Origin of the sequence: Niveispirillum sp. KHB5.9 (assembly GCF_048066115.1) — a bacterium.
GTDB lineage: Bacteria > Pseudomonadota > Alphaproteobacteria > Azospirillales > Azospirillaceae > Niveispirillum.
Genome location: NZ_JBLTYX010000014.1, coordinates 22,369 through 36,384 on the forward strand (window position 1 = coordinate 22,369; position 14,016 = coordinate 36,384).

At 63.4% G+C, this 14,016-nt stretch carries 15 protein-coding genes; 11 read left to right on the forward strand and 4 right to left on the reverse strand.

Annotated elements, in window-relative coordinates; translation table 11 throughout:
* Positions 1-17: 17 nt before the first annotated feature.
* The 6 genes from ACM9HJ_RS20605 to ACM9HJ_RS20630 all read left to right on the forward strand — a co-directional run bounded on the left by ACM9HJ_RS20605 (position 18) and on the right by ACM9HJ_RS20630 (position 6,616).
* Positions 18-683: a protein-L-isoaspartate O-methyltransferase family protein gene (locus tag ACM9HJ_RS20605; protein WP_416573638.1), complete on the forward strand. Its 666-nt coding sequence runs from the start codon at positions 18-20 to the stop codon at positions 681-683.
* A gap of 21 nt (positions 684-704) precedes the next feature.
* Positions 705-1,037, forward strand: coding sequence for a rhodanese-like domain-containing protein (locus ACM9HJ_RS20610; RefSeq protein ID WP_416573639.1), 333 nt, complete (start codon positions 705-707; stop codon positions 1,035-1,037).
* Position 1,038: 1 nt separating this feature from the next.
* Positions 1,039-2,430 (forward strand): TolC family outer membrane protein, encoded by a 1,392-nt coding sequence (locus ACM9HJ_RS20615; protein WP_416573640.1) that lies wholly within the window; start codon positions 1,039-1,041, stop codon positions 2,428-2,430.
* A 485-nt stretch (positions 2,431-2,915) separates the two neighbouring features.
* A complete protein-coding gene (locus tag ACM9HJ_RS20620) occupies positions 2,916-3,314 on the forward strand; it encodes a DUF2497 domain-containing protein (protein WP_416573641.1) in 399 nt (132 codons plus the stop codon).
* A 103-nt stretch (positions 3,315-3,417) separates the two neighbouring features.
* Positions 3,418-6,102 carry a valine--tRNA ligase gene (locus ACM9HJ_RS20625; RefSeq protein WP_416573642.1) on the forward strand — a complete coding sequence of 895 codons (2,685 nt, stop codon included), beginning with the start codon at positions 3,418-3,420 and terminating at the stop codon, positions 6,100-6,102.
* Positions 6,103-6,199: 97 nt separating this feature from the next.
* A complete protein-coding gene (locus tag ACM9HJ_RS20630; protein ID WP_416573643.1) occupies positions 6,200-6,616 on the forward strand; it encodes a hypothetical protein in 417 nt (138 codons plus the stop codon).
* A 262-nt stretch (positions 6,617-6,878) separates the two neighbouring features.
* Here ACM9HJ_RS20630 and ACM9HJ_RS20635 read toward each other — a convergent pair whose 3' ends face one another.
* Positions 6,879-7,841 (reverse strand): DUF4238 domain-containing protein, encoded by a 963-nt coding sequence (locus ACM9HJ_RS20635; RefSeq protein ID WP_416573644.1) that lies wholly within the window; start codon positions 7,839-7,841, stop codon positions 6,879-6,881.
* Positions 7,842-7,899: 58 nt separating this feature from the next.
* Positions 7,900-8,046 (reverse strand): hypothetical protein, encoded by a 147-nt coding sequence (locus tag ACM9HJ_RS20640; RefSeq protein ID WP_416573645.1) that lies wholly within the window; start codon positions 8,044-8,046, stop codon positions 7,900-7,902.
* A gap of 396 nt (positions 8,047-8,442) precedes the next feature.
* On the opposite strand from ACM9HJ_RS20640, the gene ACM9HJ_RS20645 reads away from it, so the two are divergent.
* Together ACM9HJ_RS20645 and ACM9HJ_RS20650 are read left to right on the forward strand one after the other, a co-directional pair.
* Entirely contained in the window at positions 8,443-8,700 is a 258-nt protein-coding gene (locus ACM9HJ_RS20645; RefSeq protein ID WP_416573646.1) for a type II toxin-antitoxin system Phd/YefM family antitoxin, read from the forward strand.
* Positions 8,700-9,116 carry a type II toxin-antitoxin system VapC family toxin gene (locus ACM9HJ_RS20650; RefSeq protein ID WP_416573647.1) on the forward strand — a complete coding sequence of 139 codons (417 nt, stop codon included), beginning with the start codon at positions 8,700-8,702 and terminating at the stop codon, positions 9,114-9,116. The genes ACM9HJ_RS20645 and ACM9HJ_RS20650 overlap by 1 nt, the downstream gene beginning before the upstream one ends.
* A 56-nt stretch (positions 9,117-9,172) precedes the next feature.
* Here the strand turns inward: ACM9HJ_RS20650 and ACM9HJ_RS20655 are convergent, their stop codons facing one another.
* Positions 9,173-9,931, reverse strand: coding sequence for an SDR family NAD(P)-dependent oxidoreductase (locus tag ACM9HJ_RS20655; RefSeq protein ID WP_416573648.1), 759 nt, complete (start codon positions 9,929-9,931; stop codon positions 9,173-9,175).
* Between the two features lie 140 nt (positions 9,932-10,071).
* Here ACM9HJ_RS20655 and ACM9HJ_RS20660 point away from each other — a divergent pair, with 140 nt between their 5' ends.
* Both ACM9HJ_RS20660 and ACM9HJ_RS20665 read left to right on the forward strand, forming a co-directional pair.
* The gene (locus ACM9HJ_RS20660; protein ID WP_416573649.1) at positions 10,072-10,668 is read left to right on the forward strand and encodes a TetR/AcrR family transcriptional regulator; all 597 of its coding nucleotides are present in this window, start codon (positions 10,072-10,074) and stop codon (positions 10,666-10,668) included.
* A gap of 110 nt (positions 10,669-10,778) precedes the next feature.
* The gene (locus ACM9HJ_RS20665) at positions 10,779-12,368 is read left to right on the forward strand and encodes a peptide MFS transporter (protein ID WP_416573650.1); all 1,590 of its coding nucleotides are present in this window, start codon (positions 10,779-10,781) and stop codon (positions 12,366-12,368) included.
* An 80-nt stretch (positions 12,369-12,448) separates the two neighbouring features.
* Here ACM9HJ_RS20665 and ACM9HJ_RS20670 read toward each other — a convergent pair whose 3' ends face one another.
* Entirely contained in the window at positions 12,449-13,306 is an 858-nt protein-coding gene (locus ACM9HJ_RS20670) for an ATP-binding protein (protein ID WP_416573651.1), read from the reverse strand.
* 211 nt (positions 13,307-13,517) lie between these two features.
* On the opposite strand from ACM9HJ_RS20670, the gene yajC reads away from it, so the two are divergent.
* Positions 13,518-13,862 (forward strand): preprotein translocase subunit YajC, encoded by a 345-nt coding sequence (gene yajC, locus ACM9HJ_RS20675; protein WP_416573652.1) that lies wholly within the window; start codon positions 13,518-13,520, stop codon positions 13,860-13,862.
* The last annotated feature ends 154 nt before the right edge of the window (positions 13,863-14,016 follow it).

Here is a 14,016-nt window from a genome sequence, read left to right on the forward strand (position 1 = left end):
GCGCGACAGACCCGTCCATGATGGCCACCCCCGAATATAGCGCCGCCCGCCTGAACATGGTCGACAGCCAGATCCGGCCGAACAAGGTGACCGACCAGCGTGTCGTCGACGCCTTCCTGGCGATTCCCCGCGACCAGTTCGTGCCGGCCGGCCTGCGCGGTGTGGCCTATGTCGATACGGGCATCGCCATCGGCAAGGGCCGCTTCCTGCTGGAACCGATGGTCCTGGCCCGTCTGCTGAACGAGGCGAAGGTGGAAGCGTCCGACATCGTCCTCGATGTGGGCACCGGCACCGGCTATTCCGCCGCCATCATCGGCCGTCTGGCCTCCACCGTCGTGGCGCTGGAATCGGATGCCGATCTGGCGGCGCAGGCCAACCAGGCCATGCAGACCCACGGCATCGACAATGCCGCCATCATGCAGGGTCCGCTGGCCGCCGGCTGGGCCAAGCAGGGTCCCTATAATGTGATCGTCGTGCAGGGTGCTGTGGCGTCCGTGCCGCAGACGCTGCTGGACCAGCTGGCCGAAGGTGGTCGTCTGGTCGCCGTGGTCCTGCCGGAAAGCGGCCAGGGCGTTGCCCGCCTCTATCAGAAGAAGGGCGGCCAGGTGACCGGCCGCATCCTGTTCGATGCCTCGGCGACCCTGCTGCCGGGCCTGGAATCCAAGCCCGATTTCCAGTTCTGATCAGTATACAAGGAGAACCCTGTGCGCCCCATCACAGACAATGAGCTGACGGTGGAGGATTTGGCGGACAGGCTCCGGACGGATGATGGGGTTGTCGTGCTGGATGTACGCGAACCCTGGGAAGTGGAACTTTGCGATATTGCGCAGAGCATCCACATTCCGCTCGGGCAATTGCCGTCGGCCGTGGCGGCATTGCCAAAGGATCGTGATATCGCGGTCCTTTGCCACCACGGCATGAGAAGCGCGTATGCCACGCAATGGCTGCGCAGCCAGGGTTTCGACCGGGCCATCAATCTTGCGGGCGGAATCGACGCTTGGGCCCGGCGTATCGATCCGACCATGAAGGTGTATTGACATGGACGCCAACCGTCTGACGCAGTCCCCGACCAGCCTGATCCTGCGCCGCGTGGCGCGTGCCGCCCTGCCGGCCATGGCACTTGCCTTCGGGCTGGGCCTGTCTCCCGCCCAGGCGCAGTCGCTTGAGGACGCGCTGGCCCAGGCCTACCAGTCCAACCCCACCCTGGATGCCGCCCGCGCCCAGCTGCGCGCCACCGACGAACTGGTGCCGCAGGCCCGCTCCGGCTTCCTGCCCACGATCTCCGCCAGTGGTGATGTCAGCCGCAACCTGCAGAAGAACGGCCCGGCCGAAACCTACTGGACCGAAAAGTCGGTGGGTGCCGAGATCGTGCAGCCGATCTTCCGCGGTGGCCGCACCGTCGCCGCGATGAGCCGGGCCGAAGCCCTGGTGCAGTCGCAGCGTGCCTCGCTCCTGTCCACGGAGCAGAGCCTGCTGCTGGCCGCCGCCCAGGCCTATTGCGACGTGGTCCGCGACGAGGCGGTGTTGCAGCTGACCATCAATAACGAGACAGTGCTGAAGCGTCAGCTGGAAGCGTCCAACGACCGTTTCCGCGTGGGTGAGATCACCCGCACCGACGTCAGCCAGTCCGAGTCGCGTCTGGCCCTGTCGACGTCGAACCGCATCGCCGCCGAAGGTGCGCTGAACGCCAGCCGCGCCACGTTCGCCCGCCTGATCGGCGCCGTGCCGCAGGGCCTGAAGCAGCCGGCCCCGCTGACCGGCCTGCCCGCCTCGCTGGACGCCACGCTGGCGCTGGCCGACCAGAACAACCCGCTGATCGTGTCCGCCCGGTTCGCGGAGCGTGCGGCCGATGCCGCCGTCGACCAGACGGCCGGCGAACTGCTGCCGACCGTATCGCTGGTCGGCTCCTACAGCCGCACCTGGGATCGTCCGGGCTCGCTGGGCGATCTGGACAGCGGCGCCATCATGGCCCGCGTTTCGATCCCGATCTATGAGGCCGGCGCCACCACCGCCCGCGTCCGCGAAGCCAAGCAGACCGCGTCGCAGCGCCGCATCCAGATCGATGAGGCCGCGCGCAATGTGCGTGAAACGGGCATCCGCGCCTGGGAAGCGCTGAGCACGTCGCGCGCCTCCATCAAGTCGCGCAACGAGCAGGTGCGTGCCGCCAACATCGCCCTGGAAGGCGTGCGCCAGGAAGCCACGGTGGGTTCGCGTACCGTGCTGGATACCCTGGACGCCGAACAGGAACTGCTGAACGCCCAGGTGGAACTGGTTCGCGCCCAGCGTGACGAGGTTGTCGCCAGCTTCCAGGTGAAGGCCGCCACCGGCGAACTGACCGTCGGCGCCCTGGGCCTGCCGGTCCAGATCTATGACGTGGAGACGCATTACAACAGCGCCTCCAGCAAGATCTGGGGTCTTTCGGCGGATTGATGCCAACAGCCTGGGCTGTTGGAGGCCGGCAACTGCCGGCCCGCCGCTCATGCGGCGTCAAGCCAAGCCGCCGGATGGCGGCACCCGGCGCTTGAGGGGCGCAGACATGATTCGCCGTCATTGCCGGTGATTGAGCGTATATGGGGGAGGCCGAAAGGCCTCCCCTTCGCTTTTAGGCCCTTCGCAGGGTCAATTCTTCAATCCTGTTAACAAGTTCGTGGAAATTTCGCGCGTTCTGCCCTAGGCTTGCCGTCGAATTCGTGGAAGGTCAGGTTACGCGCGAAATGGCCGACAAAGGGTCCTCACAAGAACCATCGATGGAAGAGATCCTCGCTTCCATTCGCAGGATCATTTCCGAAGATGGCGAGACGCCGGAAGAGGCTGCGGCACCGCCGCCCCCTCCGCCGCCACCTCCCCCGCCTCCGCCGCCACCCCCTCCTCCCCCACCGCCGCCCCCTCCTCCCCCGCCGCCCATGGCGATGATGATGGAGCCGGAACCGGAACCCGAGCCGGATTACGGCCCCGTGGAGGATGAACCGCTCGAACTGACCCAGATGGTTCAGGAAGAGCCGGAGCAATATTATTCGCCGCCTCCGCCGCCGCGCCGCGCACCGCCGCCGATGGAAGATGGCGGTCTGATCTCCGACTATGCCGCCGACGCCGCCAGCCGTGCGTTCGCCAGCGGTCTGGCCGGCTTCCGCCGTGGCGGCCCCAGCCTGACCGGCGATGGCCCGGTCGGCCGTGGCGACGTCACACTGGAACAGATCGTCTATGAGATCGTGCGGCCGATGATCCGCGAATGGCTGGATGACAACCTGCCCGGCATGGTGGAACGGATGGTCAAGAGCGAGATCCAGCGGGTAGTACGGCGCGGCCTCGACTGACGCGCCTGCCTGCATTGTCATGAACAAAAGGGGCGGCGCCTTGATGGTGCCGCCCCTTTTCCTTTATCAACGCTAATCCCCTTACCCGGAAGGTCCGGCCATCATGTTGGAAAAGACGTTCTCCCCCGCCGAGGTGGAAGCCAGCCATTACCAGCGTTGGGAGCAGACGGGTGCGTTCGCCGCGCACGTCGATTCGAACCAGACGCCCTATACCATCATGATGCCGCCGCCCAATGTAACCGGCAGCCTGCATATGGGCCACGCGCTCACCTTCACCTTGCAGGACATCCTGATCCGGTATCAGCGCATGCGCGGCAAGGATGCGTTGTGGCAGCCGGGCACGGACCATGCCGGCATCGCCACCCAGATGGTGGTGGAGCGTAATCTGGCCAAGGAAGGCGTGTCCCGCCAGGATCTGGGCCGCGAGAAGTTCCTGGAGAAGGTCTGGGAATGGAAGGCGGAATCCGGTGGCACCATCACCCGCCAGCTGCGCCGCCTGGGTGCGTCCACGGATTGGGAGCGTGAGCGCTTCACCATGGATGAAGGCCTGAACAAGGCCGTCCGCAAGGTGTTCGTGGAACTGCACCGCCAGGGCCTGATCTATCGCGACAAGCGTCTGGTCAACTGGGACCCCAAGCTGCACACCGCCATCTCCGACCTGGAGGTCGAGCAGAAGGAGGTCAACGGCAATCTCTGGCACTTCCGCTATCCCATCGACGGGCAGGAAGGCCGGTACATCGTCGTCGCCACCACGCGTCCGGAAACCATGCTGGCCGATACCGCCGTCGCCGTTCACCCGGACGATGAGCGCTATAAGGACCTGATCGGCAAGTTTGTGCGCCTGCCCCTGGTCGGCCGTCTGATCCCCATCGTGGCTGACGAATATGCCGATCCGGAAACGGGGTCGGGGGCCGTGAAGATCACGCCCGCCCATGACTTCAACGATTTTGAGGTCGGCCGCCGCCACAAGCTGCCGCTGATCAACCTGCTGGACCGCGATGCCCGCATCGTGCAGTCCTTCGAAGGCTATAAGCCCGACGCCAATGGCCGCCTGGAAGCCTTCAGCGAGCCGGTGCCCGATGCCTATCGCGGCCTGGACCGCTATGAGGCGCGCAAGAAGGTGGTGGCCGATCTGGAGGCGCTGGAGCTGCTGGAACAGATCGTCCCGCACAAGATGACCCAGCCGCATGGCGACCGGTCCGGCGTGGTGATCGAACCCTGGCTGACCGATCAATGGTATTGCGATGCCGCAACGCTCGCCAAGCCAGCCATTGAGGCGGTGGAGACGGGCAAGACCCAGTTCGTGCCGAAGAACTGGGAAAACACCTATTTCGAATGGATGCGCAATATCCAGCCCTGGTGCATCTCGCGTCAGCTCTGGTGGGGTCACCAGATCCCCGCCTGGTATGATGGGGACGGCAATGTCTTCGTGGCGGAAACCGAAGAGGAAGCGCAGGCCCAGGCCGGCGCCGGTGTGGCCCTGACCCGCGACAGCGACGTGCTGGACACCTGGTTCTCCTCCGCCCTGTGGCCGTTCAGCACGCTGGGCTGGCCGGAACAGGTGCCGGAGCTGGATCGCTATTATCCCGGCGACGTGCTGGTCACCGGCTTCGACATCATCTTCTTCTGGGTCGCCCGCATGATGATGATGGGCATCCATTTCATGGGCGATGTCCCCTTCAAGACCGTCTATATCCACGCCCTGGTCCGTGACGAGAAGGGCCAGAAGATGTCGAAGTCGAAGGGCAACGTCATCGATCCGCTGGAAGTGATCGACCAGTATGGCTGCGACGCCCTGCGCTTCACCTTGACCGCCATGGCGGCCCAGGGCCGCGACATCAAGCTGGCGGTGAACCGCGTCGAAGGCTACCGCAACTTCGCCACCAAGCTGTGGAACGCCGCCCGCTATGCGGAAATGAACCAGGTCGCAGCATTGCCCGGCTTCGACCCGGGGGCCGTGAAGCTGACCGTCAACAAGTGGATCGTGGGTGCGGTCCAGCAAGCGGCGGCCCGTGTCACCGACGCCTTGGACGCCTACAAGTTCAACGAGGCGGCCAACGGTATCTATCAGTTCGCCTGGAACAGCTTCTGCGACTGGTATCTGGAATTCACCAAGCCGATCCTGAATGGCGAGGATGAGGCCGCCAAGGCCGAAACCCGCGCCACCACCGCCTGGGTGCTGGACCGTATCCTGCACCTGCTGCACCCGGTCATGCCCTTCATCACCGAAGAGCTGAACGAGAAGCTGGGCGGCACGGGCCAGACCCTGATCTCCGCCCCCTGGCCGGTAGCCCAGGCTGCGCTGATCGACGCGGCGGCCGGTGACGAGATGGAATGGGTGGTGCGCCTGATTTCCAATATCCGCACCGTGCGCTCGGAAATGAACGTGCCCCCCTCGGCCCAACTGCCGCTGCTGCTGAAGGGTGCCAGCGACGTGACCCGCCAGCGCCTAGCCACCCACCGCGACCTGATCCTGCGCCTGGCCCGCCTGTCGGGCGTGGAAGCCACCGGTGACGAGCCCCCGAAGGGCTCGGCCCAGGCCGTGCTGGACGAAGCCACCCTGATCCTGCCGCTGGCCGACTTCATCGATGTGGAGAAGGAAAAGGCCCGTCTGGCCAAGGAGATCGGCAAGCTCGAAGGCGAGATCACCAAGATCGACGCCAAACTGTCGAACAAGAACTTCGTCGACAAGGCGCCGGAAGAGGTGATCGAAGAACAGCGGGAACGCCGCGCGGACGCGGACACGACGCGGGCGAAGCTGGCCGAGGCGTTGACGCGGCTGGGGTGAATTCTGCGACTTTGAGAAGTAGGATAGGGGCACAGCGTCCAGGCGCCGTGCCCCTATCCATTTCAAGGCCAGCAAAATTTGAGAAGGAGGCTTTATCATGACGATGATGGACGACGAGCCCCTCGACTGGACGTTGGAGGAACATATTGCTGCCGGACAGAAAGCGCTCGAAACCATCGCGACGGATACGAGCCACACCCATCCTGAACCGGTATGCCACCATTTTTCCCAACTGTGCCCCGTTGATCCGATGGAGATGAGCGTCGAGGAGACTTACCAGCACCTCATTCCCCTATACGCCGCACTGGGCGTGGACTTCCTTGCGGATCGGCTGGAGGCATGGGAGAGATTACGGCCGGACAATGAATGGCTCCTGGTCCGCATCCGCGCCCTGTTTCATGCCGCCGCCGCTTCCGGTTTAAGCTACGACGGTTGGACCTGGGAACCAAGGAATCGCCAACCGGTTGGTGCATGCCGCTTCCAGGTGATCAACAATAGAACCCCTGAACTATGAGTCTGACGCGCGACACTGCGTGCTCCCCACGCGAGATCGGGTTGCAGGCGAGCAATGCCCCACGACACTGGGTACTCAACGGATTGAAATGAGGAAGAAGGCGTCCCGGTTGGGGTGCTTTGGGGCCACTGTTATGGGGCCGATTGCGGACGTGCGGGTTTCGGTCAGGGGCGGCAAAAGGTGGATTGCGGGCTTAGCCCGATCTCTGTTTTTTCCAGGAGCGACGGCGGCATCTGAACGCAGAAAGACTCGTATCACACCCCTATCTTGAGGCGTTGGAACGTGCGAACCGCTCATCGTTCAAAAGTCCAGTTCCGCGCTTCATAGTCCAGCCATCACCGGAAACAATGTACTGGAACTCCCGGTCACGCGCATAAACTTGCCGCTCGGCGTGGGCCGCAATGATTCCGTTCGTCGCTGCGATCAAGGTAGCAGGGGCATCCATTTCGCCATTTTGCCCCTCAAATGTCCCGACCATCGCCAGTTCGTTCGAGATGGGAAAAATCACCTGGGTGTCCTTCAGGCCCAGGCCAGGGCCGGACAGCCCCGGCCTCGGACGCTGCCACATCAGGCACATTGGATGATCCGATGTGATAAACCCTGTCGCCTTCGGCGGAGCTTTCAGCAGCAGCCAGCGCCGTTTATACAAAAGCTGCAGCGCTGTCTCGAAAGCGGAAAGCTCTGTCCTCAAATGACGGTTGTTGGGAATAGCGATCTCATATTGTTTTTCATCGACAAATTTCCTGGCTTCTTCGTAGCTGATATCCGCAAGTTCGTCTGGGTAGCCTTCGCCCCGCGCCCGTTTCAAGCTGGCGGCCCAACGCTGCGGCGTCGCAGTTATCATATCCATCCAGATTTTGGCGGTTTGCGTATAGGCTCTGGTCATGCTTTGCCGCCAGCGGGGATTCTTGACAGCGACCAGTGCGACGAAATTCAACAGGATGATACTATCGGCTTCATTGCTGATCGAACGCGCTGCAATGATCCGAGACAGGGCTTCGGCAAGCTGTGTTTCAAATTTGGACAGTTCTGTTTCCAGAAAATCGGGTCGAATACCTTCCACCTCTATCCTGTGGAAATCCCGGATTGCCGCGATATTTTCAGGATGCGTGCTGAAAGTCTTCCGTTCCTTGATATCTGTCACATACAGCTTCGGCTTCTTAGGGAATTGTGCAAATCCCTTCAGATAGCATTGCGAAAGAAAATGGTGATTCCGGGCTATCATTTCCTACTTGTCGCAAAGGCAATGGATGATCTGCCATGGGCTTCGGCCGCAATGTACCTCACTTCTTTCCGCCCTTGCCGGGCCGCTGGGTAAGCGCGGAAGCGGCGGCCATCTTCGCAGCCGGTTTTGACTTAGGATCGCGTAGAACCTTCGATGCCGCTGAGGCGGCCTTGGCGCTGGTCACCTCATTCTTGGACTTGCTCATGGTCGGCACCTCATCGGGGATGGCTGGTCTGCCGCAGTGGCGTGAACACAACATCCAGCGGCCTTTTCTTAAAATAGGCACATATCTGGTGTTATGTTGGGGAACTTCGGCATGGCCAACACTGACGGTTATGCATATTTGGCGAGACTCCTACTTTACTTCACACACTTGTCTCTCTACAGGGCTTTTCCGACGAAACGTCTGTCGTAATGTCCGCTGACGGGGTCTCCGTCAGAGTGGATGAAAGACAGCAACGGCGCGCGTACCGGCCGATGCCAGCCTTCCATGAGCAATGATCGCCTTCGCATATGTAGCACTGTAGGCACAACGACATTGACCAAGCCCTGTGCTGAATGTAGCATTGTACCCTCAAGCAATATGGGTAGGAGCCCGATCATGAGCCGGGTGATGTCCAGTCGCGAGTTCAACCAGAACCCCAGCGAGGCGAAGCGGGCGGCTGAGGGCGGGCCCCTCATCGTCACCGACCGCGGCGAGCCGGCATTCGTGCTCCTCCGATACGATGCCTACAGGCGCTTGGCCGGCGAAAGCGGACCATCGCTGTTGGATGCCCTTCGCCAGGACGAGCCCGAAGCGGATTTCGACTTCTCTCCGCAACGGATCGGCGATGTCGCCCGGCCGGTCGAACTCGGCTGATGTTCCTGCTCGACACCAATGTCCTGTCAGAACTGCGCCGTCCCGAACGTGCCGACGCGGGCGTTGTTACCTGGGCGGCGGATGCCGATCCCGCCAGCCTGTTCGTGTCGGCCATCTCCATCTTCGAGATCGAATTGGGCGCGGCCTTGGCCGGACGACGGGATGCCGTCCAGGGCAGGATGTTGCGCGCGTGGATCGACGGCCGCGTGATGCCGATATTCCGTGATCGCATCCTGCCGATCAATGCCGCCATTGCGCAACGATGTGCCCATCTTCATGTGCCCGACCGGCAGCCGCAGGGCGACAGCCTGATCGCGGCCACGGCACTCGTCCACCGCCTCACCATTGTCACCCGCAATGTGCGCGACTTCGAACCTATGGGCGTTCCGATCCTGAATCCCTGGGGCGCTGGCTGAAAGGCGCAAAGCAATGGCTGGCAGGCGCCCTCCCGGACGCCTGCCAGCCCCTCCCCTTAAATCCCGAACCCGCCGGCCACGTCGATCACCCCGCCGGTAATGTACCCCCCGTTCGGCCCCGCCAGGAAGCAGACCAGGGCCGACACCTCCTCCAGGGTGGCGATGCGGCGGATGGCGTGCAGGTTCATCAGGAAATCGGGCACGCCGTCGCCCAGCACGGCGGCCGCCATGTCGGTCGGCATCACGCCGGGCTGCACGACATTGACGGTGATGTCGCGGCCACCCAGGTCGCGGGCCACACCCTTGGCATAGCCGGACAGCGCCGACTTGGTGCCGGCATAGTCGGCCACACCGGGGAACGGCACATGGCTGCCCAGGCCGGAGCCGATGAAGATGATCCGGCCGCCATTGGACAGGACCGGGGCCGCGGCGCGCGTGGTCGCCACCGTGCCCATGACATTGATCTGCCATTGCCGGTCCAGGTTCACGGTGTCCAGGTCGGGATCATCCACCGGCTTGCCCTGCACGGCGATGGCCGCATTGTTGACCAGGATGTCGAGCCGGCCAAACGCGGCCATCACCTGGTCGACCAGCGGCCTGGCCGCCGCCATGTCGGCCTGGTCGCTGCGGATGGCGATGGCCCGAACGCCCTTGGCCTTCAGGCTCTCCACCACCGCTTCAGCCTTGTCCGCCGAGGCGACATAGCTGATGGCGACATCGGCCCCCTGCTCGGCCAGCGCCAGCGCCGTGACGGCGCCCAGGCCGCGTGACCCGCCGGTGACCAGGGCCACCTTGCCCTTCAACTCTTTCGACATGGGAATTCCTTTCCAAAAGGAGAGATGAACGTCGCTCCGCTTAACGTAACGAACGTTATGATAATGATCGTTATGAAATATGGACATCCCCTGTCAAGCGGTTTAATAATGACCGTTATGAAAAACATCGGACCGGGTTGATGGGACGCCATCGCGAATTCGACGTGCAGAAGGCGCTGGATGCCGCCCTTTGCGTTTTCTGGCGCAAGGGCTATGAGGGCGCGTCCTATGCCGACCTGACGGAGGCGACGGGGGTGGAGCGCCCTGCCCTTTACGCCGCCTTCGGCAACAAGGAGGCTTTGTTCCGCCGGGCACTGGAGCGCTATTACGAGCTGTATCTGGATTTCATCCCCCAAGCGCTGGCCAAGCCCACGGCGCGGGAGGTGGCGGCCCACATGCTGTACAATTCGGTGGAGCTGAACACCCGCTTTCCCGACCGCACCGGCTGTTTCAACATCAATGGCGCGCTGGCCGTGTCGGACGGGGCTGAACCGATGCGCCAGACCCTGATCGATGTCCGCGCCGCCGGTGAGGCGCAGTTCCGTGAACGGTTCGAACGGGCGAAGGCGGAGGGTGACCTGCCCGCCACCGCCAGACCCGATGTGCTGGCCGCCTTCCTGATGGCCGTGCTGCACGGCATGGCGGTGCAGGCCAAGGCCGGTTTCAGCCGGGAAAGGCTGATGGCGGTGGCCGAACAGGCACTGTCTTCCTGGCCCGCCAACAGCACTGCCGGCTGACCAGGGCCAAACTGTGATGCCCGTCACAGGGCGGCATAGTTGCCCCCTATGTCGGCGATGACAAACGTGCTATAGGGCGCAATCCTCAGCATCCAACATAACAGGCAGCAATGGCTTGGATATCAAACGACCCTGAACGGGGTTTTTTCGGGCATCCGCGTGGTCTGGCGCCGCTTTTCTTCGCCGAGATGTGGGAACGTTTCTCCTTCTATGGCATGCGCGCCCTCCTGACGCTCTATCTGGTCAAGCATTTCCTCTATAGCGACGGTCAGGCCGGCTTCATCTATGCCAGCTACGCGTCACTGAACTATGCGATGCCGGTGATCGGCGGCCTGATCGCCGACCGTTACCTGGGCAGCCGCAAGGCGGTGATGCTGGGCGCCATCCTTCTGGTCTGCGGCCATATCGGCATGGCCTTCGAAGGTGCTCCGTCCCAGGTGATCGACGGCGTCGTGGTGCGCCAGTCGCCCTATGACCAGATCATGTTCCTGTCGCTGGCCTTCATCATCACCGGCGTGGGCTTCCTGAAGTCGAACATCTCCACGATGGTCGGCAAGCTGTACAACAGCAAGGACGATCCCCGCCGCGACCCCGGCTACACGATCTTCTACATGGGCGTGAACCTGGGTTCGTTCTTCTCCACCATCGCCTGCGGTTACCTGGGCGAGACCTATGGCTGGAAATACGGCTTCGGTCTGGCCGGTATCGGCATGATCTTCGGCCTGATCGTGTTCGCCCGCGGCACCAAATGGTACCGCAATTCCGAGGCACCCGATCCGGTGAAGCTGTCCAAGCCGATGGCTTTCGGCCTGTCGCTGGAATGGCTGATCTATGCCGCCGCCATCGTCGGTGTCATCGTCAACTGGCAGCTGGTGCAGAACCATCACGTCGTCGGCACGCTGCTGCTGGCCGTGGTGGCGCTGGTCGTCATCGGCCTCACCTGGTTCTCGCTGACCCAGTGCACGAAGATCGAGCGTGAACGCCTGATCGCGATGATGATCATGATCTCGCTGTCGGTGGTGTTCTGGACCCTGTTCGAACAGGCCGGCACCTCGCTGACCCTGTTCGCCGACCGCAATTCCGACCGCCTGCTGTTCGGCATGGTGGTTCCGGCATCGGTGGTGCAGGTGTTCAACCCGATGTTCATCGTCCTGCTGGGCCCGCTGTTCAGCTGGGGCTGGGTGGCGCTGGCCCGCAAGGGTCTGGAGCCGTCCACGCCGCTGAAGTTCGGCCTGGCCATCATCCAGGTGGCTTTGGGCTTCGGCGCCCTGGTCATCGGCGCTTCGCTGGTGGGCGAGGATGCCCAGACCGGCATCATCTGGCTGGTCCTGGCCTATCTGCTGCACACGACCGGCGAGCTGTGCCTGTCGCCCGTCGGCCTGTCGATGATCAGCCGCCTGTCGGTGGCCCGTATCACCGCCATGATGATGGGCGTGTGGTTCCTGTCGTCCGCCGGTGCGCATTACCTGGCCGGCTTCATCGCCTCCATGGCCAGCGCCAGTGCGGAGGGCGGTGCCGTCCTGTCGCCGCAGGAAAGCCTCAAGGTCTATGCCGGCGTGTTCCAGGATCTGCTGATCTGGGCCGGTGGCATCGGCGTCGCGGTCTGCGTGGCCTCCCCGCTGATCAAGAAGCTGATGCATATGGGTGCGGCCGACATGCACACGGAAATCCCGCCGGAAGACGTGCGCAAGTCCGCCTGATCATCGGCACAAGCCGCATGAGAAAGGGCCGTCCGGATCACTCCGGGCGGCCCTTTTGTTTGGGCGCGACCGGGAGCGGATCAGCCCAGCTTCTTGCCCGCGGCACCCGCCAGATCCTGGATCAACTGCCAGGCCACGCGGCCCGAGCGGTTGCCGCGCGTCACCGACCATTCCACGGCGGCCGCATGCAGCTGTTCCACCGTCAGGTCCAGCCCATGGGCGGCGGCGTAACCTTCGACCATGGCGAAATAGCTGTCCTGGTCGCAGGCATGGAAGCCCAGCCACAGGCCGAACCGGTCGGACAGGCTGATCTTCTCCTCCACCGCTTCGGCCGGGTTGATGGCGGTGGACCGCTCATTCTCAATCATGTCGCGCGGCATCAGGTGCCGGCGGTTGGACGTGGCGTAGAGCACGACATTGTCGGGCCGCCCCTCGATCCCGCCTTCCAGCAGCGCCTTCAGCGACTTGTAATCGCTGTCATCGGTGCTGAAGGAAAGATCGTCGCAGAACAGCACGCAGCGCCGGTCGCTGGCGCGCAGCACCTCCAGCAGCCGGCCGAGCGTCGGGATGTCATCGCGGTGGATTTCCACCAGCGCCAGCGAACCCGGCGCATCCCGGTTCACCCGTGCATGCACGGCCTTGACGATGGAGCTCTTGCCCATGCCACGCGCGCCCCAGAGCAGGGCGTTGTTGGCGGGCAGGCCACGGGCGAAGCGGGATGTGTTCTCCAGCAGCAGCACCTTCTGCCGGTCGATGCCCTTCAGCAGGTCGTAATCGACATGGGCGACCCTGGCCACCGGTGCCAGGGACAAGGTATCGCCATGCCAGACGAAAGCATCGGCGGCCGACAGGTCGCCCGTGGGCCGGGCCGGCGGGGCCAGCCGGTCCAGGGCGTCGGCGATGCGGGACAGAAGGGGCAGGATATCCTGTTCGGCCATGGTCAAGATCGCTCGAAATATCGGTGGCGCCCCTTGCGCGGTTCTGCCGGCGGGGCCAGATGAGGTGCGCGCACGCTATCATGGGGCCAGCTTGCGTCCGAAGCCCGCTTGCCGCATGGCAGCGTGGCCGGTTTCGGTTGCAACGGTCCTTGCGGCTTGTATAGTCCCCGCATCCGGCGCCGCCGGGATGTAAAGAATTGAGGAGCAGTTGATGTTCATTTCCACGGCCTATGCCCAGGCCGCTGCCGGTGCGCCGGGCGGTGGTGGCATGGAATCCCTGATGTCGCTGGCCCCGCTGGTGCTGATCTTCGTCGTCTTCTATTTCCTGCTGATCCGTCCGCAGCAGAAGAAGCTGAAGGAGCACAAGTCCATGCTGGACGCGCTGCGCCGGGGTGACAAGGTCGTGACGGGCGGCGGCATCGTCGGCTCCGTCGTCAAGGTCGCCGATGACGAGGTGACGGTGGAAATCGCCAATGGCGTGCAGGTGCGCGTCCTGCGCCCCACCATCACCAGCGTCCTGGCCAAGACCGAGCCGGCCAAGGCCGAGGAAAAGTAAGAGCCTCCCGTAAATCGGAAGGCCGACAGTAGAAAGCCCCGATCCCGGGTGACCCGGGATCGGGGCTTTTCTTTTGGGCGAACGGGGCGGGAAAGAGCTTGCGCCCTTCCCGTCCCGCCACTCGATATCTGTGCGGTGAAAACCGCCCCCGGGC

Excerpts from the sequence above, each read along its gene's own strand:
- ACM9HJ_RS20665 (WP_416573650.1), top strand. The coding sequence starts at position 10,779 with ATGGCTTGGATATCAAACGACCCTGAACGGGGTTTTTTCGGGCATCCG.
- ACM9HJ_RS20670 (WP_416573651.1), bottom strand. The coding sequence starts at position 13,306 with ATGGCCGAACAGGATATCCTGCCCCTTCTGTCCCGCATCGCCGACGCC.
- yajC (WP_416573652.1), top strand. The coding sequence starts at position 13,518 with ATGTTCATTTCCACGGCCTATGCCCAGGCCGCTGCCGGTGCGCCGGGC.
- ACM9HJ_RS20640 (WP_416573645.1), bottom strand. The coding sequence starts at position 8,046 with ATGAGCAAGTCCAAGAATGAGGTGACCAGCGCCAAGGCCGCCTCAGCG.
- ACM9HJ_RS20630 (WP_416573643.1), top strand. The coding sequence starts at position 6,200 with ATGACGATGATGGACGACGAGCCCCTCGACTGGACGTTGGAGGAACAT.
- ACM9HJ_RS20635 (WP_416573644.1), bottom strand. The coding sequence starts at position 7,841 with ATGATAGCCCGGAATCACCATTTTCTTTCGCAATGCTATCTGAAGGGA.
- ACM9HJ_RS20620 (WP_416573641.1), top strand. The coding sequence starts at position 2,916 with ATGGAGCCGGAACCGGAACCCGAGCCGGATTACGGCCCCGTGGAGGAT.
- ACM9HJ_RS20655 (WP_416573648.1), bottom strand. The coding sequence starts at position 9,931 with ATGTCGAAAGAGTTGAAGGGCAAGGTGGCCCTGGTCACCGGCGGGTCA.
- ACM9HJ_RS20625 (WP_416573642.1), top strand. The coding sequence starts at position 3,418 with ATGTTGGAAAAGACGTTCTCCCCCGCCGAGGTGGAAGCCAGCCATTAC.
- ACM9HJ_RS20605 (WP_416573638.1), top strand. The coding sequence starts at position 18 with ATGATGGCCACCCCCGAATATAGCGCCGCCCGCCTGAACATGGTCGAC.
- ACM9HJ_RS20660 (WP_416573649.1), top strand. The coding sequence starts at position 10,072 with ATGGGACGCCATCGCGAATTCGACGTGCAGAAGGCGCTGGATGCCGCC.
- ACM9HJ_RS20650 (WP_416573647.1), top strand. The coding sequence starts at position 8,700 with ATGTTCCTGCTCGACACCAATGTCCTGTCAGAACTGCGCCGTCCCGAA.
- ACM9HJ_RS20645 (WP_416573646.1), top strand. The coding sequence starts at position 8,443 with ATGAGCCGGGTGATGTCCAGTCGCGAGTTCAACCAGAACCCCAGCGAG.
- ACM9HJ_RS20615 (WP_416573640.1), top strand. The coding sequence starts at position 1,039 with ATGGACGCCAACCGTCTGACGCAGTCCCCGACCAGCCTGATCCTGCGC.